Raw genomic sequence first — 16,250 nt, 5'->3', positions numbered from 1 at the left:
GAACGAACAGCCGGGCCCGGTCAGGACGCGGCCCGGCGGGACATGCGGTAGGTCGCGGCGACGTCGGCGCGGCCGAGTCCGTCGTCGGCGGCCAGGCGAAGGCGTTCGCGCACGACTTCCGCGATGCCCAGTCGCAGGCCCGCGGCACGGGCCGTGTCGGTGATCAGGCGAGCGTCCTTGGCCGCCGCTTCGAGAGGAAAGGAGGGGGTGTCGAGGTCGTCGTCGATCATCTTCGGGCCCTTGCTCTGGACGTACCGGCTGTTGAGCCCGCTGTCGTCGATGACGTCGATGACGAGACGGGGGTCCACCCCCAGGGAGCCGGCGAGGGTGAGGGACTCCGCGATGCCCTCGACGGTGGTCAGGACCCAGGCGTTGTAGGCGAGTTTGAGGCTGCTCGGCTGGCCGACCTCGTCGAGCCACACGGTGCGTGCGCCCACCGCCTCCAGGACCGGCCGTACCTCTTCGCGTGCCTCCTGCTGGGGGGACGCGGCCAGGATGGTCAGGGTGCCGGCCACGGCTGGTTCCTTGGTGCCGAGAACGGGAGCCTCGACGTAGGCCACGTCCAGGGCGGCCGCCTGTTCCGCGAGACGGCGACCGCCGTCCGGGGAGACCGTGCAGGTCTGCACCCACACCGTGTGCTCGTCGAGGCCGTCGCGGGCCTGGTCCATCACGTCGGCGACCACCTTCTCGTTCGCGAGCGCCGTCAGTACGACGTCGGCGCCACGGCAGGCCTCGGCCGGCGTCTCGCACACCGCGGCGCCGGCGCCGGCCAGCGGTTCGGCGGCGGTCCGGTTGCGGTTCCATGCGCGCAGTCCCAGTCCCGCCGCCGCGATGTTGCGTGCCATGGCCTCCCCCATGGTGCCCGTCCCGAGCACCGCGACCACGGGCCGTCCCTGCCCGGACGACGGGGTCCGCTTCGCTCCGCTCATCGTCACGCCTCCACGGGCTCGGCGGCACGCGCGTCGCGTCGGCCGCCGCGCCATGCCAGTGGTGCCTGCTGCCGCGCGGTGCGGGGTTCAGGCGTCCCGGCCGATCCAGACGGTCTTGGCGTTCATGAACTCCCTCATGCCGAGGTCGGACAACTCGCGTCCGTAGCCGCTGCGTTTGACGCCACCGAACGGGATCTCGGGGTAGCTGGTCGTGTTGCCGTTGATGAAGGCCATGCCCGACTGCACGTCGCGGACGAACAGTTCGCGTTCGGCCTCGTCCTCGCTCCACAGGTTCGACCCGAGGCCGTAGGGGTGCCCGTTGGCTTCCCGCAGGGCGTCCTCCAGGGAGGCCACGGTCCACACCTGCGCGACGGGGCCGAAGACCTCCTCGTGGTACATGTTCATCTCCGGCGTGATGCCGGTCAGCACGGTGGGCTGGTAGAACCAGCCTGGTCCGTCCGGGCGTTCGCCGCCCAGCAGCACCGTCGCGCCCTTGCCGACGGCGTCGTCGACGTAGGACTCCACGTCCCGCCGGCCGGACTCGGTGGCGAGCGGACCGACGTCGGTGCCCTCATCCATGGGGTCGCCCACCACCAACGCGCCCATCTTCGCCACGAACATCTCGAGGAAGGAGTCTGCGATGTCCTGGTGGACGAAGAACCGCTTGCCGTTGATGCAGGACTGCCCGTTGTTCAGGCACCGCGCCTTCACCGCGACATCGGTGGCCCGGTCCAGGTTCGTGGAGGGCATGACGATGAAGGGGTCGGAGCCGCCGAGTTCGAGGACCACCTTCTTGATCTCGTCGCCGGCGATGGCGGCCACCGACCGCCCCGCGGGTTCGCTGCCCGTCAGTGTCGCGGCGGCCACCCGCGGGTCGCGCAGCACCTGCTCCACCCTCCCCGCGGAGATCAGCAGGGTCTGGAAGACGTCGTCCGGGAAGCCCGCGTCATGGAAGAGCTCCTCCAGGTACAGGGCGCACTGCGGCACGTTCGAGGCATGCTTGAGCAGGCCCACGTTCCCCGCCATCAGGGCAGGCGCGGCAAAACGCATGGCCTGCCACAACGGCAGATTCCACGGCATCACCGCGAGCACCACGCCGATCGGCTGGTACGTCACGAACGTCTGCTTCGCGCCCACGCGCGCGCTGTCACCGTCCAGGTCCCGCAGGAACGCCGGCCCCTCGATGGCATAAAAGCGCAGCCCGTGCACGCACTTGACCACTTCCTCCTCCGCCGCCCGGAAGGTCTTGCCCATCTCCGTGGTGATCATCCGGCTGACGCTCTCGATCTCCTTCTCCAGACGTTCGGCTGCGTGCTGCAGCCATCCCGCCCGCTCCTCGACGCTCGTCAGCCGGTACGAGGCGGCGGCGGCCGCCGCCCTGGCGATCTTGCCCTCGAGCTGCTCAGCAGTGAGTTCGTCGAACCTCTCCAGGACCTCACCTGTCACAGGATTCGTCGTTGCGATAGCCATGAAATCAACCCTATGACCACCCCATAAGGCGGGCAATTCACCTATTTGCTGCAATTCCGTGCGGGCCCCGCGACGAGCGGCGAGCGCCCCTACTCCGCCCAGGGCTCGAAGCCGGTCTCGAGAACGGCCCCGAGGGCCCCGCGCAGCCGGGCCGCCTCAACGTCCCCGAAACGTGCCTCGAAGCGCGCCTGCACCGCCTGCCACAACGGCAGCGCCGCCTTCATCCGCGCCTGCTCGTCCGGCGTGAGCGTGATGCGCGTCATTGAACGAACGGCAAGCACCGCCGCGTTCTGGGGGTACAAGCGCCGCCCGGGATCGCCCGTGGCCGCGCGGCCGGAGGGCCGGTGCGAGCGCGGATGGGGAGGCGATCGATAGGGTGCCAGGTCAGACCGCACCCCGTTCGATCCACGGGCCGGTCAGGGCTCTGCCGCAGCGTGTGGCACCTCCACGGCTGCCGCGCCGACCCCTGCCCGCCCGGGCCCCGGACACGGGGGCGATCTTGAGGGCGGGGCAGTCGGGCCCCGGCCGACAGGTCAGGAGGAACGAGTGGCACAGATCATCGCCGAGGTCTCGAGGACGTTCAACGAATTTCTGCTCTTGCCGAACCGGACCCGGACCGACTGCTCGCCGGCGACGGTCGACCTGCGTACGCCCCTGGTGCGGCACCTTCCGGGCGAAGCGCCGGCGATCGAGCTGCACTCCCCGTTCACTTCCGCGATCATGCAAGCCGTCAGTACGCCCGAACTCGCCATCGCGCTCGCACGCAACGGCGGTCTGAGCTTTCTGCACCACAACCAGCCGGTCCAGGACCAGGCGGCAGCGGTACGGCAGGTGAAGAACTTCAAGGCCGGATTCGTCACCAGCGACACGAACGTCCGCCCCGACGACAGCCTGGGCCGCCTGGCGGACGTCATGCGACGCACCGGCCACAGCACCGCCGCGGTCACCCACGACGGGACCGCCGCCGGCCGCCTCCTCGGGCTGGTGACCTCCAGGGACTTCCACCCCCAGCGCCACGACCTCGACGGACCCGTCAGCGGCCGGATGACCGCCATCGCCGACCTCGCCCATTGCGGGCCCGACACCACGCTCTCCGAGGCCAACGCCCGGCTGTGGGACGAGCGGCTCGACTGCCTCCCGGTGCTGGACGCCGAGGGTCACCTCCAGCATCTGGTGTTCCGGTCCGACTACACGGACAACAAGCGCTTCCCGAACCAGGCCGTCGACGCCGCCAAGCGCCTGCGCGTCGGTGCGGGCGTCAACACCCACGACTACCGGGAGCGTGTCCCGGCGCTGGTGGAGGCAGGCGCGGACGTGCTGTGCTTTGACTCCTCCGACGGGTACAGCGACTGGCAGGCACAGGCACTGACCTGGGTGAAGAAGCACCATCCTGAGATCCCGGTCGGTGGCGGCAACGTGGTCGACGGCGAGGCGTTCACCTTCCTCGCCGAGGCGGGGGCCGACTTCGTCAAGGTCGGCGTGGGCGGCGGCTCCATCTGCATCACCCGCGACCAGAAGGGCATCGGCCGCGGACAGGCCAGCGCGGTGCTCGACGTCGCCGCGGCCCGGGACGCCTTCCGCGAGCGCACCGGCGAGTACGTGCCGATCTGCTCCGACGGCGGGCTCGTCCACGACTACCACGTGGCCCTGGCTCTCGCGATGGGAGCCGACTTCGTCATGATGGGGCGGTATTTCGCGCGCTTCGACCAGGCGGCCGGCGCCAAGCTGCCCACCCGCGACGGATTCGTCAAGGAGTACTGGGGTGAGGGTTCGAACCGTGCCCGCAATTGGCAGCGTTACGGTCAGGGAGGCCAGGGGCTGGTCTTCGAAGAAGGCGTCGACGGCTACGTCCCCTATGCCGGAGACCTCAACGAAGGGCTCGCGCTGACCATCGCCAAACTCAAGACCACGATGGTCTCCTGCGGCTCCACCACCCTGCCGGAGTTCCAGTCCACCGCCCGGCTCACTCTGGTCTCGGACCAGAGCTTCCAGGAGAGCCACGCCAACGTCACGCTGCGGGACACTCCGCCGGCACTGGCCTGACAAGCCGCCAAGGGCCGCGGGGTCACCGGCCGGAGGGGGAATAGCGCACGGCCGGAATGACCGCGTAATCCCGCGTGCAAAGCAGCGGTGAATATCCGTCCCCCGGCGCTATCGACATCCCGGGCGCCGGGACAGCCACGCCGAACACACGGATTTGCTGCCCGGGTCCGGTGTCTGGGATCTTGTCCGGGGCGGCGACGTCAAGCGCCGCGCCCGACTGCCGGCACCACTTGACCCGGGGTCACCACCGGGGCCGACTGGTGGGGCGTGGCCGGGCCGCGAGCAGCGGCCCGCCGAACTGTCCGTGGTCATACGAAGAAGGGGAATAGCGTGAACACTGAGAAGGTCAAGGCCCGACGTCTTACGACCGAGGAAGTCTCAGAACTCGGCCTCCAGAACGAGATATTCGTCTCGGCGGAGATGGACGACCTCAGTCTCGACTGCTACGCCCCGGCCCTCCTTACGAAGCCGGGCAAGAGTTTCGAGGGAGGATCCTTCACCGCAAGGACGATCTTCGGCACGGAGATTCACGTTCTTCCGGACAATGCCGAAGAACGCGGGATATGGGTTGCCGACGAGGCGGGCGAGGAAATCGAGGTTCTCCGGAGCGCCGGCGTCCTCCTGAACCTCGCCCTCTTCGTGCCGGACGGGACCACGGAATCTCTGGACTCGCTCTACAACTCCGCAAGGGAAGCGTTCGGCGCGGGAATCGTCCAGCGCTGGAACGAGGAAGTCGTGGCGGTCCCGGACGTCAAGATCGACCTGTTCGAGGAGCCGGCCCGCGGGCGGAAGAGCACGGGCAGCCAAAACCGCGACCGCCGCGCCCTGGACATATACCCCACCCGAGTGCGGTTCATGGAGCCCAGCGCCGGCTGGAGGTTCATCCTCGAACCGCACCAGGAGACCATCGACGAGACACCGACGATCTGAGCTGACAGCAGCCCGGATGAGGGCACGCCGGCGCCACGGGCCCCCTCCAGGCCGGAGGCGGCCCGTGGCGCCGGCGTCGCGCGCCTCACCGCGGCGCCACGGTCAGGCGTCGGCGGTGTGCCAGCTGACGCCGGTCAACTGCTGCGAGCGGTCCCACAGATGACGCCCGAGTTCCGGATCCCGGGCTGCCGCCGACAGCTGAACGAGTGCGGGATGTCCGGATCGTCCACCACGGCCGCCCGGTCCGACGTAGGAGCCGCCGGCGAGACCGGGCTCCGTCGCCGCGAAGAGCTGGGGCAGGGCCCCCATCTGCGGGCTCTGCGCGAAGAGCCTGCCGGAGACGCGCATGACGATCCCCGTGAACCCGGTGCCCTTGCTCTGCATCGGCGTGTTGCTGTAGCCCGGATGCGCGAGAACGCTGGTGATCGGCGACGGTGACGACTGCTCGCGCCGGGCGAGCTCCACACCGAAGACGGCGTTGGCCAGCTTCGATGCCGAGTAGGCGGCGAGCGGCGTGTACTTCCGCGACCACGCGACATCGTCCAGGTCGAGTTCGCCCTTCTCGTGCATGTACGACGTCACGGTGACCACCCGCGGCGCCGGCGAACGGCGCAGTGCCGGTTCCAGCAACGCCGTGAGCGCGAAGTGGCCGAGGTGATTCGCGGCGAGATGACGCTCGGCGCCCTGCGCGGTCACGGAGTGCTCGACCATCGAGATGCCCGCGTTGTTGACCAGCACGTCGACGCGGTCCTCCTCGCCGATCTCCGCCGCCGCCCGGCGGACCGAGTCCACATCCAGCAGATCGACCTGCCGCACCTCCACCTCGGCCCCCGAATACCCCTCGCGCAACGAGGACGCCACCGCTTCCCCTCGTGCCGCGTCGCGCACCGCGAGCAGTACCCGGCCGCCGTGCGCCACGAGCTCGCGCGCCGTCACCAGGCCGAGCCCGCTGGTCGCGCCCGTCACGACGAAGGTCCGGCCCTTCTGCCCGGCCATTCGGTCCGCGGTCCATCCGGCACCGCCCGGCTCGCCTTCCATCGCCCAGGAGTCCGTCGTCATTTTCTGCTCCCACCTTCCTGTCGAGCGCCCTTGAACAACCCGTCCCGGCAGGTCGGGGGCCGTGGAAAAAGCTAAACCTTTCCATTAATGTCAAGGTCAAGGAGCCGGCGGCGAGACCGCCCAGGGACGCACATTTCAGGAGAACGATGTGAAGATCGGAGACCTGGCCGCGAAGACCGGGGTCGCGCCGCGGCTGCTTCGCTACTACGAAGAGGTCGGCATCCTGCACCCGTTCCGGAGCAGCAACGGATACCGCAGCTACGGCGAGCCCGCCATCGACCGGGTACTGCAGATTCGCGAACTCCTCGAAGCCGGCCTGACGACGGAGATGATCCGCGAGGTCCTGCCCTGCCTCGACGCCGCGAAGGAAGAAGCGCAGCCCCCGGTGTGCCCGGCGGGCAAGGATCTGGACGGACTGCGACGCCAGCTCAGCAGCATCGAACGCCGCATCGACGTGCTGCAACGCAACCGGAGCGCGATCGAGACCTACCTGCGCGCCTGCGAGGACGCCACGGCCGCCGCGGCTACCGCCGCCGGCTGAGTCCCGGGCGCCGCACGCCGCATCCGCACGGCAGGTCGGCGAGAAGGACCCCCGTCATCCCCACCGGCACTGGCACCCTCGCCGTCGCCGTCACCCGCTCACCTCGGACACCTGGCCGTCGACGGGGATGTCCAGGCGGCCGGCCACGGTGGTGAGAGCCGTTCCCAGCGGGAGTGCGACGCGGGTGAGGGCGTGCCGGTCGCCCCGGGTCGGGTCCCGGTTGACGATCAGCACCGGCTTCCCGGTCTGGGCCGCGAGGCGGACGAACCGGAGTCCGGACATCACCGTCAGTGAGGAACCGAGGACCAGCAGCGACGTGGCCTCGCTCACCAGCTTGCGGCAGTGCTCGACCCGGGCGGGCGGGACGGCTTCGCCGAAGAACACCACGTCCGGCTTGAGGACGCCGCCGCAGATCGTGCAGGGCACCACGTGGAAGTCCCCGACCTGTTCATCGGTGAGGTCGGCGTCGCCGTCCGGATTGATTCCCGCGGCCACCGGCTCGAAGCCCGCATTGGCCTCCTCCAGGCGGCGGGCGAGTTCGCGCCGCGGGCTGAAGGCGCCGCAGGAAAGGCAGACGACCCGGGCCAGGCTTCCGTGCAGTTCGACGACGCCCTCGCTGCCAGCGGCCTGGTGCAGGCCGTCGACGTTCTGGGTGATCACTCCTGACAGGAGGCCGCGCCGCCCGAACGCGGCCACGGCCCGGTGCCCGGCGTTGGGATGGGCGCGGCCGAAGCTGCGCCAGCCGAGGTGGCTGCGCGCCCAGTAGCGGCGCCGGGCCTGGGCGTCGGCGGTGAAATCCTGGTAGGTCATCGGGGTGTGCCGGCTCAGGCTGCCGCCCTCGCCCCGGTAGTCGGGGATGCCCGACTCCGTGGAGATGCCCGCCCCGCTGAGCACCAGCACACCGCCGGCGCCCAGCGCATCGGCAACCGGCTCCAGATCCGTGGTGGCGGGCGGCAGGTCCTCGGTGGGGGTCCAGCTCAGAGTGGGGCGCATACGCATGCCGCCAGGGTACGTAACCGGCTGCGCCCAGTCGTTTTTCCCCTGCGCGAGAGCACCCCGCGGACCAGGACGCCACGGGGCCCCACGGGTCACCAGGGGCCGTGGTGGACCAAGCCCAGAGCCAGGGCGGCCGCCGCGAGGGAGAGGAACACGATCCCGCCCACGATGTCGCGGGAACCCACCCGCAGGTGGGCGATGATCGCGCCGATGAAGTACAGCAGGAGGCCGGAGGCGGCGAGGGTTCCCAGGAGCGGCACGGCGAGCCCGGCCGCCAGCCCCACGGCGCCCGCTGCCAGCAGCATGCCCAGCACCGGCACCCACTTCCGGGGCACGCCCTTCATGTCGGCCTGGGTTTTCGGGTATTCGTGGCCGATCAGGTAGGTGACGGCCGCGGCACCGTTGAAGACCGCGCCGAGGATGGTGACCGTGACGTAGGCGGCGAACACGATTTCTCCGTCTCTGTGGGGAATCGTGGTGCTGGGCACTCCGTCGTGGGATGCCGATCTCCCGGATGACAACCAACGACTGGGTCTGTCTATCGGCCGGAACCCGGGCGCGACAATGGTTTCGACCGTCGCGCGGCCCGACTCTGCCGGGGACTCCCGCATCGGTGGGTGCGGCCGGCCACGCACCCACCAGTGGCAGGGGGATCAGCCCTGGGCAGCGTTCTTCAGCATCTCGGCGACCGTGGTGACGTCCTTGGCCGGGGGCGCCTTGATGACCGCGGTCCGGCCGTAGCCGGAGTACGTGATCGCGACCTTGGACGGGCCCTTGGCCGTCGTACCGGACTCCACGGTCTTGACGGCGAGGTTGTCGGCGCCGATCCACGCCTCGATCTTGACGGTGTCCTTGAGGCCGGTGGAGCTCAGTTCCTTGACGTAGGCGTCGCGTTCGTCCTTGGAGATGAGCTTCAGGACGGCGGTGTCCGCGGCGAACTTCTTGATGTCCACGGTGCCCGTGTAGTGGTCGGCCTTGGCACCGGCGACCTGCTCCTCACCGCTCTCGGCGAGGTCCGCGGCGGTGGACAGCGCGGCAAGGGCCGTGGCCGGGCCGTGCGGCAGGTCGTTCGCCGGGTTGTCCTCCTCGGCGGAGCCGTCGAACTTCAGCCACTTCTTGCCGTTGGCGGCCGCGGCCATCTCCCCCTCGAGCGGGAGGTACACGTTGCCGTCCGCCATCGTCATGTGCACCTTGCCGTCCGAGCCGGCCATGTCCTGCAGGTCGGCGTCGGAACCGGGCGCCATGCTCAGCTCGGCGGCCTCGGAGCCCTGCTTCCAGCTCAGGGTGCCGTCGGCCTTGGTGTTGCCCTCGCCCGGGTCGACGGAGTCGACGGCGACCTTCGCGGACGCCTGCTGCTGCACGGCCTTCGTGGCGTTCTGCACCGCCACGAGCGGGGAGACCTCCTTCTCCGCCGGCTTGCCGGAACTCCCGGCCGGCCCGGCGTTCGACACCTCCTTCGCGGCGTCACCACAGGCCGCGAGACCGAAGGTGAGTGTGCCGGCGGCGACGGTGGTCGCTATGAGGCGGCGAATGTTCATGAAAAGTTCCCCTCGGAAGGCAAAGTGTTTTACAAGATCAGCGGCTGTGCACGATACAACACCCGCTGGGCGCGCCAATGCGCGGCTCCGCTCACGGGAGCACGAGGCGCTGCCGGACCTCGCCCCGACCCGCACAGCGCTACCGTGAGGGCCCATGATCGTATGGCTCAACGGCACCCACGGCGCAGGCAAGACGACGACCAGTGCACTCGTGCAGCCACTGATCCCGGATTCACGGGTGTTCGACGCCGAGAAGGTCGGCGAGACGCTCATGGACATCGCGCCGGGGCTGCCCGAGACGGACAACTTCCAGCACTGGCCGCCGTGGCGGCCGCTCGTCGTCGAGACCGCCCGCCGTGTGCTCGACTACACCGGCGGCACTCTGGTGGTGCCCATGACCGTCCTGGTCGAGCGGTACTGGCGCGAGATCAGCACGGGCCTCGCCCACCACGCCATCCCGGTACGACACTTCGTACTGCACGCCGACCAGGACACGCTTCGCGGGCGCATCGAAGGGGACACGCTCCTCGGCCCCTCCCCGTTCCGTCTCAGATACCTCGAGCCCTACGCCGAGGCGGCACGCACATGGCTGCACGACGCGGCCGAGGTCGTCGACACCACGCACCTCACGCCCGCGCAGGCCGCTCTGCGGATCGCAGAGGCCGTCAAGAGCTGAGGCGACCCGCCACGTCGTGCGTCCAGCGTCGGCGTCAGGCGATACCGCCGTTCAACTTGAGGTCGATGCCGTTGGCTATCGGGTTCTCAAGCAGGAACAGGCAACCGTCCACGATGTCGTCCATGGTGGCGAGACGTCCGGCGAGCGTCATCTTCAGGGCCATGTCCTGGAGTTGCTGGTTGTCCACCACGAAGGGGCTGTCGACGATGGCCGACGGGTGCAGCGAGTTCACCCGCACCGGCGCCAGTTCCACGCTCAGCGTGCGCACCAGCCCCTGGACGGCGGCATTGACCGCGGTGAGTGTCGTCGAGCCCGGATACGGGAAGTCCTTGGCCATTCCACCGAACAGCAGCACCGAGGCGTCCGCGGACATCCGGGGACGCAGGCAGGCGACCACGGCCGTGTAACCGACGATCTTCGTCGTGGCCAGGGTCGTCGCCTTGACCACGTCATAGGCGCCGGTGGTGTTCATGTCGCGGACCATCCCGACGAGGACCACCCGGTCCACGTGCCGCACCGTCTCGAGCGCGGCGGCGATCTCCGCCGGACGGCTCAGGTCCAGCGCCAGCCCCCTGACCGTCCCTCCCGTCTCCCCCACCAGTTCCTCTGCCGCCGACGTGGCGCGCTCCTGGGTGCGTCCGGTGATGACGACGTCAGCACCTCGCCGCGCGTACTCCGCGGCCAGTGCCCGCCCCGTGCCCTGTGTGGCTCCTACGATGAGGACCGTGCTCATTTCCGCTTCCTTCGGGTGTGCGACACGCTGTTCGTTCCATCGGCCGGCCGGTTCGCCGCCGCCGGAGGGGCCCACCCTGGAGCCCGGCTCCACGGCACCGTGACCCCCGGTCGTACGTCGGCCGGTCTTCCTGACCGGCGATCACACCGGCCGCCGACCGCAGCAACTCTCCACCACGGCACGCCTGTTGTCACGTTCACCTATCGGAATCGCAGAGGTGCCGACGGCGCCGGTGGGCCGACCGGTCAGCGGAGTCCAGCCCCACCAGGTGGCCCGTGTCCTGTCTGAAGGCGGGGCACCGAGGGCAGAGACCAGTCACCGGGGGATTGCCGAGGGCCGGGGGACGCTCCGTGAGTAGCCGATGGCACAGGCACGTTGTGGGGATCTGCACGGGCTGCGGCGGTTCCGGCCACTCGGCCTGCGGGGAGTGCGGCGGTTCGGGAACGTACACCACCTCCGACGGCAACGGCTCCGAGTCCACCTGGGACTGCCCACGCTGTGACCGCAGCGGAGTCGACGTCTGTCCGTGGTGCAGCGGCGCGGGATGGGCCTGCCAGATCTGCGTCGCCTGGATGCAGGAGGATGCCAGGCAGCGCAGCCAGGCGAACAGACTGGCGGGGTGTGTAGTCGCGCTCGTCATCCTGGCCCAGCTCGCCTTCTTCGTCCTCACCCTGATCCGTGCCCTGGTGGCGGTCGCCCACGAGTGAGAGCACGCCGTACCAGATCGGGCGGGGTCTCACGGGGAATCAGGGTGCGCAAGGGTGCGCGATGCCAGACTCCGCCCAGGACAAGGAACCCCAGGTCAGGCCCAGAACCGCCCCACCTCGCTTCCAAGGTGGTTGTCCCGCGCGCTCACGAGTTCCACACCCGCTGGAACTCCTCGGGCGAGATGGGCTCCAGCGGATCCACCTCAGGATCGATCGCTTGATCTGTCAGGCCGCCGTGCTCGTCCTCCAGTAATTCCCAGCTGTAGCGGTGAAGTCGGCCGGCCTGAGTCAGCTCGGCTTGCTTGATGACGATCAACTCATCGCGATCGGGTACAGCCTCGATGTACCAAAGGCCGCCTTCTCCGTCAGCGTGGCGGAAGTGGTACCGCAGAGCGGCACTCTCTTCGAGTGCTCGGTAGTACGCGACGATCTCAACGATGCGCTCCGGGTTGACCACGAGACCATTGTGCCAACGAGCGCATACGGTTGCGTCATCCTGACATCCACGAGTGACATCAACGCCGAGGGACAGCGGCGGAACGCGGCAGCCGAAGGCAGGACAAGGGCCGCCTGTCGCGAGGTCTCCCGGCAGGTCGACTGGGGATTGGCCCGAACTTACAAGGCAGATGTCGGCGGTTCGAAAACGTCCACGCCCACCAGTGAGGAGACCCCCGGCCGGTCATGGCTGGGGGTCTTTGACATCCGGACCTGTGGCGTCCCGCAAGCGACGTACCCGCCTCGCGAGTCTGTTTCAACCCCGGCAGTCAGATCGCAGTCGGGTTGTAGCGCGATGCTGCGACCTGTGCCATCGTCCGAAGTTTCGTGAAATAGGAGGCGCAGTACTCCTCGTTGATCAGGGGCACGATCTTGTCCAGGTCGGCGATGAAGCCCCAGAGGGAGGCAATGCCCCTGTCGTCAAGTCCGCCGTTCAGTTCTCCATGCACGAGGCCGGCGACGTCGGCATCCAGGAGGACCAGGTCCACACCGTCGAAGTCCACGCCGCGGAAGCCGTCGGGGAACAGGGCGCGTAGGTGGTCCTTCCACAGCTGCGCGAGTCCGCCAATGGGCTGTGCTCCGCCCACCGGGGTGGCTGTCGCCTCTGCTGCGGACGGTGGGCGAAGGAGCAGGGCGACGGCATCGAAGACGGCACGCACCATTGCGACCGCTTGGGCCTGTCTGAGGGCGGCACTTGACACGGCGCCCTGCGTGAGCCGGTCGCGCAGTAGGCGGCTGCGGTCGAGTTCGGCAGCGAGTCCGGCCGTGATGAGCCCTGCGTCGGTGGCCCGCTGGATCAGGGCGTGGAGCGGGTCGTTCGAGCCTAGACGCTCGGCGAGGACGTGCTCCAGGGCGAACAGGGAGTGCGTGACGGCCACGGTGGCGAACTCGAACCGGTAGTAGGAGTGCCGGATGAGCTCGCGGGAGGTTTCCATCGCGCTCATGACATACATCGACGCTCCGCGCGGCAAAACCAGGTCCGCTACCAGAGCGTCCATGCCACCGTAGTCCAGAACGATGTCGCGGCCACGTGGGTCCGGCAGGGGCGTAGAGAGCGGGCCGGGCACCGGCGGCAGGGTGTTCACCGGGGCAGTCTTGTCGCCGGAACGCTTTCGGTGCCATCGGTTTTACTCGGGGCGGTTGCCGACCCGTCCGCCGCATGTCGCCGCTGGGCCGGTCCGGCCTTACAGCGGGGAGACGACTGCGGAGCCAGACAGCCGGAGACCGAATAGAGGCCGCCCGTGTAGACACCTTCCGGCAGGTCGACTGGGCTTTGGCCCGAACTTACAAGGCACGTGTCAGTCCGTCCGATCCGGACGGCCGGAGGTGACGTAGTCGTAGTACTCGTCGCTGACGAAAGCCTGATTGACCCAGCGGTCAGCGGTCGCGCCGAACTCCCGCTCGGCCAGGCTGATGGCTTCCTCCGGAGTCGCCACGGTGGTGATCTCCTTGCCCCATGTCTCGTCGTCCGGGTCGAGCGGTAGCTGGTAGGTGATGTCACGAAAGGTCTCGGAGGGGATGTCCTCCACCTCGTTCAGGTAGACCCCGACGCCGGCACGGCCAGGGCTGAGAGTGATCCAACGAACGCCACGCCGGCCGCCCCGCTCCACCGGGCCGAGGAACTGCTCGATCTCCTTGCCGCGACACAACGCCCCCAGCGCGAACGTAGGGGTGAGATGCCGTACCAACGCGACTCCCTTCTCGCTGCCCCAGCCGACACCACAAGGTCTTCGGAGGCCTTCCAGGGCTGAGGTACCACCCTCACAGGCCTGGGGCCGGGTGTCGACAGCGCCCACGCGTGCCACAACCGTGCCACATCGAGCGGTCAGCCACGGGCAACGACGGCTCGCCACGGTCGAGATGCCTCGCTGTGCTGGGGACCCTTCAGACCTGACTCGACCTGCGTAACCTCGACGACCCTGACCACCAGGCTTACAAGGCGGATGTCGGCGGTTCGAAAACGTCCACGCCCACCAGCGCGCAGCCGTGCCGGGCGTCGTGCAACCGGATCACGCGAAGACCGGCACTGCCGGCGACGCGCATGAACGAGCGGTACAGATTGCGCGGCTCGACGGGCCGCCCCGTGCGAGTGGTGAAGGCGTAATCGGTCTCCATGCACCGCTCCCCCGCCCGCTCCCGCATGGCCGCCTGGCGCATCCGCTGCCCCGGCGTTCGTCGGTACATGCCCGCGCCGCGCTGCCTCGCCGATGGCGCCCGGATCGTCGGGTGAACGTGATGGGCGGGGCCGGCCGCGCTGCCGGACGCCTGCAGGAGCCAGGCCGTTGGGAGTTGCCGTCCGTTGCGGAGACTGGCATCTGGCGTTCATGCCCGTCCCGACGCGCCGTTGTCACGTTCTTCCTAGCGTCCGTGAGTGTTGCGCACCACTGGCCTGCCGCAGTCCGCCGTCAGGTTCGAACCGCTGCTGTCCGGTCGGTGTTCGACTGCACCCGAAGACGTGAAAGGCCTCCGGAATGTCCGAAGAATCCAAGCAAACTCGAATCTCTCGTCGCAACGCGCTCGGCCTGTTCGGCGCGACAGTGTCCGGCGCCGCCGCCGGGCCACTGGTCCTCGGCGCCGGAACCGCCGAGGCGGTTCCGGCGACGTCGGAGGTCACCGGTCTCACCACCGGCTCGGCCACCACCCCTGTCCAGGGCCTGCACCTGACCTTCGGTGCCGACCCCCGCAGCCAGATGGTCGTCTCGTGGGTCACCGACGCGGCCGTCAAGAACCCGCGGGTCGTCTACGGCACGCTGAGTGGCGGCTTCGGCTCCACAGCGCACGCGAAGACGAAGACCTACGTGGACGGTACCTCCGGGCGGACCGTCTGGGTCCATCACGCGCTGATCAGCAAGCTCAAGGCCGACACCGACTACCTGTACGCGGCCCAGCACGACGGCGCCACCCCCGACGCCGGCACCTTCCACACGGCGCCGTCCGGCAGAGCTCCGTTCACCTTCACCAGCTTCGGCGACCAGGGTGCGCCCAGTGTGACGTGGAAGACCGGAGCGAACCCGGCCGACGCCTCGGGCCGGGACTTCGAACCCAACGCCACGCCCGCCGCTGCCGACATCGTCACCGGCATCGAGAAGGTCGGCCCGCTGTTCCACCTCCTCAACGGTGACCTCTGCTACGCCAACACCGGGCCCGACCGCGTCCGCGTCTGGCGCGACTTCCTCACCAACAACAGCCGCTCGGCGCGATTCCGTCCGTGGATGCCGGCCGCGGGCAACCACGAGATCGAGCTGGGCAACGGCAAGCTCGGTCTCGACGCGTACCAGACCTACTTCGAGCTGCCCTCGACCGAGACCCAGCCCGAACTCGACAACCTCTGGTACTCCTTCACCGTCGGCTCGGTGAAGGTGATCACCCTGCAGAACGACGAGATCGCCCTGCAGGAGGGCGGCGACATCTACATCAAGGGCTACTCCGGCGGTCGGCAGCTCGCCTGGCTGGAGAAGGAGCTCAAGTCGGCACGGGCTTCGAAGGACATCGACTGGATCGTCATCTGCATGCACCAGGTGATGATCAGCTCGGCGACCGCCGCGAACGGCGCCGATCTCGCGCTGCGCGCGGCGTACGGCCCGCTGTTCGACAAGTACGGCGTCGACCTGGTGGTCTGTGGCCACGAGCACGACTACGAGCGCTCGTTGGCGGTGCGCGGCGTCGTCCCCGGCAGCGTCACCCTCACGCCCAACCCGAGTCAGACCGCACTCGACGTGATCGAGAGCGAGCACGGCACCACGCACATGGTCCTCGGCGGTGGCGGCGTGTCCGGCATCACCAACAACAGCTTCACCACCGACGACGCCGACGGTCACGGGCATCACTCGGCATACGTCCAGACGGAGCACGTCGGCAAGTTCAACTCGGTCAAGGAGCAGGAGACGGCGGTCTGGATCGGCGTCCGTGACGCGGAGCATCCGTACGGCTTCGCCGAGTTCGCCGTCGACCCGGGCCGTCGCCCCGGTGACATGACCCGCATCCACGTCACCTACTACAACATCATCACGCCTACAGGTGAGCTGTCGGTCTTCGAGAAGTTCACGCTCCAGCGCCGTCGCAGTGACGGTGGCCACGGCCACCACTGACCCACCGCGCCTAGCGGCAGTAGTCGGCAACGCCTGGGCCGGGAC

17 protein-coding genes and 1 pseudogene are annotated in these 16,250 nt (G+C 69.0%); 6 read left to right on the top strand and 12 right to left on the bottom strand.

Translation table 11 applies throughout. The features are described 5' to 3' along the window. Window positions 1-20: 20 nt before the first annotated feature. The 3 genes from ACFWVC_RS29050 to ACFWVC_RS29040 all read right to left on the bottom strand — a co-directional run bounded on the left by ACFWVC_RS29050 (window position 21) and on the right by ACFWVC_RS29040 (window position 2,662). Entirely contained in the window at window positions 21-929 is a 909-nt protein-coding gene (locus tag ACFWVC_RS29050; protein WP_384293281.1) for an NAD(P)-dependent oxidoreductase, read from the bottom strand. An 87-nt stretch (window positions 930-1,016) separates the two neighbouring features. Then, the gene (locus ACFWVC_RS29045; protein ID WP_384293277.1) at window positions 1,017-2,399 is read right to left on the bottom strand and encodes an NADP-dependent succinic semialdehyde dehydrogenase; all 1,383 of its coding nucleotides are present in this window, start codon (window positions 2,397-2,399) and stop codon (window positions 1,017-1,019) included. Window positions 2,400-2,488: 89 nt separating this feature from the next. Continuing rightward, the gene (locus ACFWVC_RS29040; protein ID WP_384293272.1) at window positions 2,489-2,662 is read right to left on the bottom strand and encodes a hypothetical protein; all 174 of its coding nucleotides are present in this window, start codon (window positions 2,660-2,662) and stop codon (window positions 2,489-2,491) included. Window positions 2,663-2,945: 283 nt separating this feature from the next. On the opposite strand from ACFWVC_RS29040, the gene ACFWVC_RS29035 reads away from it, so the two are divergent. Then, the gene (locus tag ACFWVC_RS29035; RefSeq protein WP_384293267.1) at window positions 2,946-4,442 is read left to right on the top strand and encodes an IMP dehydrogenase; all 1,497 of its coding nucleotides are present in this window, start codon (window positions 2,946-2,948) and stop codon (window positions 4,440-4,442) included. Window positions 4,443-4,772: 330 nt separating this feature from the next. Beyond that, window positions 4,773-5,372 carry a hypothetical protein gene (locus ACFWVC_RS29030; protein WP_384293263.1) on the top strand — a complete coding sequence of 200 codons (600 nt, stop codon included), beginning with the start codon at window positions 4,773-4,775 and terminating at the stop codon, window positions 5,370-5,372. Between the two features lie 102 nt (window positions 5,373-5,474). Here ACFWVC_RS29030 and ACFWVC_RS29025 read toward each other — a convergent pair whose 3' ends face one another. Then, window positions 5,475-6,431: an oxidoreductase gene (locus ACFWVC_RS29025; RefSeq protein ID WP_384293258.1), complete on the bottom strand. Its 957-nt coding sequence runs from the start codon at window positions 6,429-6,431 to the stop codon at window positions 5,475-5,477. A gap of 148 nt (window positions 6,432-6,579) precedes the next feature. Between ACFWVC_RS29025 and ACFWVC_RS29020 the strand changes: the two genes are divergently transcribed. Beyond that, a complete protein-coding gene (locus tag ACFWVC_RS29020) occupies window positions 6,580-6,972 on the top strand; it encodes a MerR family transcriptional regulator (RefSeq protein WP_384293254.1) in 393 nt (130 codons plus the stop codon). Window positions 6,973-7,062: 90 nt separating this feature from the next. On the opposite strand, the gene ACFWVC_RS29015 is transcribed toward ACFWVC_RS29020, so the two are convergent. From ACFWVC_RS29015 to ACFWVC_RS29005, 3 genes are all read right to left on the bottom strand, one after another. Next, the gene (locus ACFWVC_RS29015) at window positions 7,063-7,971 is read right to left on the bottom strand and encodes an NAD-dependent protein deacetylase (protein WP_384293249.1); all 909 of its coding nucleotides are present in this window, start codon (window positions 7,969-7,971) and stop codon (window positions 7,063-7,065) included. 89 nt (window positions 7,972-8,060) lie between these two features. Continuing rightward, a complete protein-coding gene (locus tag ACFWVC_RS29010; RefSeq protein ID WP_384293244.1) occupies window positions 8,061-8,417 on the bottom strand; it encodes a DoxX family protein in 357 nt (118 codons plus the stop codon). A 204-nt stretch (window positions 8,418-8,621) separates the two neighbouring features. After that, window positions 8,622-9,506: a hypothetical protein gene (locus tag ACFWVC_RS29005; RefSeq protein ID WP_384293240.1), complete on the bottom strand. Its 885-nt coding sequence runs from the start codon at window positions 9,504-9,506 to the stop codon at window positions 8,622-8,624. Between the two features lie 154 nt (window positions 9,507-9,660). Between ACFWVC_RS29005 and ACFWVC_RS29000 the strand changes: the two genes are divergently transcribed. Then, on the top strand, window positions 9,661-10,182 hold the full coding sequence (locus ACFWVC_RS29000) for an ATP-binding protein (protein WP_384293235.1): 522 nt from the start codon (window positions 9,661-9,663) through the stop codon (window positions 10,180-10,182). A 34-nt stretch (window positions 10,183-10,216) separates the two neighbouring features. Here the strand turns inward: ACFWVC_RS29000 and ACFWVC_RS28995 are convergent, their stop codons facing one another. Continuing rightward, on the bottom strand, window positions 10,217-10,915 hold the full coding sequence (locus ACFWVC_RS28995; protein WP_384293232.1) for an SDR family NAD(P)-dependent oxidoreductase: 699 nt from the start codon (window positions 10,913-10,915) through the stop codon (window positions 10,217-10,219). Between the two features lie 377 nt (window positions 10,916-11,292). Between ACFWVC_RS28995 and ACFWVC_RS28990 the strand changes: the two genes are divergently transcribed. Beyond that, window positions 11,293-11,622 (top strand): hypothetical protein, encoded by a 330-nt coding sequence (locus tag ACFWVC_RS28990; RefSeq protein WP_384293228.1) that lies wholly within the window; start codon window positions 11,293-11,295, stop codon window positions 11,620-11,622. Window positions 11,623-11,767: 145 nt separating this feature from the next. On the opposite strand, the gene ACFWVC_RS28985 is transcribed toward ACFWVC_RS28990, so the two are convergent. The 4 genes and pseudogenes from ACFWVC_RS28985 to ACFWVC_RS28970 form a co-directional block, all read right to left on the bottom strand. Beyond that, on the bottom strand, window positions 11,768-12,079 hold the full coding sequence (locus ACFWVC_RS28985; RefSeq protein WP_384293225.1) for a hypothetical protein: 312 nt from the start codon (window positions 12,077-12,079) through the stop codon (window positions 11,768-11,770). Between the two features lie 307 nt (window positions 12,080-12,386). Further along, window positions 12,387-13,202 carry a hypothetical protein gene (locus tag ACFWVC_RS28980; RefSeq protein ID WP_384293219.1) on the bottom strand — a complete coding sequence of 272 codons (816 nt, stop codon included), beginning with the start codon at window positions 13,200-13,202 and terminating at the stop codon, window positions 12,387-12,389. Window positions 13,203-13,415: 213 nt separating this feature from the next. Next, window positions 13,416-13,805 (bottom strand): hypothetical protein, encoded by a 390-nt coding sequence (locus ACFWVC_RS28975; protein ID WP_384293215.1) that lies wholly within the window; start codon window positions 13,803-13,805, stop codon window positions 13,416-13,418. Between the two features lie 289 nt (window positions 13,806-14,094). After that, window positions 14,095-14,277 (bottom strand): annotated as a pseudogene (locus ACFWVC_RS28970) (site-specific integrase); the annotation flags it as partial. A gap of 311 nt (window positions 14,278-14,588) precedes the next feature. Between ACFWVC_RS28970 and ACFWVC_RS28965 the strand changes: the two are divergent. After that, on the top strand, window positions 14,589-16,205 hold the full coding sequence (locus ACFWVC_RS28965; protein WP_384293211.1) for a purple acid phosphatase family protein: 1,617 nt from the start codon (window positions 14,589-14,591) through the stop codon (window positions 16,203-16,205). The last annotated feature ends 45 nt before the right edge of the window (window positions 16,206-16,250 follow it).

The organism is Streptomyces sp. NPDC058691 (genome assembly GCF_042714775.1).
Lineage (GTDB): Bacteria > Actinomycetota > Actinomycetes > Streptomycetales > Streptomycetaceae > Actinacidiphila.
Note: the sequence above shows the minus strand (reverse complement) of the source record. Positions and strands in the feature narration are given on the sequence as shown.

What these genes read in the sequence shown, in the direction of transcription:
- ACFWVC_RS29025 (WP_384293258.1), bottom strand. Translation starts at nt 6,431, where the DNA reads ATGACGACGGACTCCTGGGCGATGGAAGGCGAGCCGGGCGGTGCCGGA.
- ACFWVC_RS29040 (WP_384293272.1), bottom strand. Translation starts at nt 2,662, where the DNA reads ATGACGCGCATCACGCTCACGCCGGACGAGCAGGCGCGGATGAAGGCG.
- ACFWVC_RS29005 (WP_384293240.1), bottom strand. Translation starts at nt 9,506, where the DNA reads ATGAACATTCGCCGCCTCATAGCGACCACCGTCGCCGCCGGCACACTC.
- ACFWVC_RS29045 (WP_384293277.1), bottom strand. Translation starts at nt 2,399, where the DNA reads ATGGCTATCGCAACGACGAATCCTGTGACAGGTGAGGTCCTGGAGAGG.
- ACFWVC_RS28965 (WP_384293211.1), top strand. Translation starts at nt 14,589, where the DNA reads ATGTCCGAAGAATCCAAGCAAACTCGAATCTCTCGTCGCAACGCGCTC.
- ACFWVC_RS28995 (WP_384293232.1), bottom strand. Translation starts at nt 10,915, where the DNA reads ATGAGCACGGTCCTCATCGTAGGAGCCACACAGGGCACGGGGCGGGCA.
- ACFWVC_RS29000 (WP_384293235.1), top strand. Translation starts at nt 9,661, where the DNA reads ATGATCGTATGGCTCAACGGCACCCACGGCGCAGGCAAGACGACGACC.
- ACFWVC_RS29050 (WP_384293281.1), bottom strand. Translation starts at nt 929, where the DNA reads ATGAGCGGAGCGAAGCGGACCCCGTCGTCCGGGCAGGGACGGCCCGTG.
- ACFWVC_RS29015 (WP_384293249.1), bottom strand. Translation starts at nt 7,971, where the DNA reads ATGCGTATGCGCCCCACTCTGAGCTGGACCCCCACCGAGGACCTGCCG.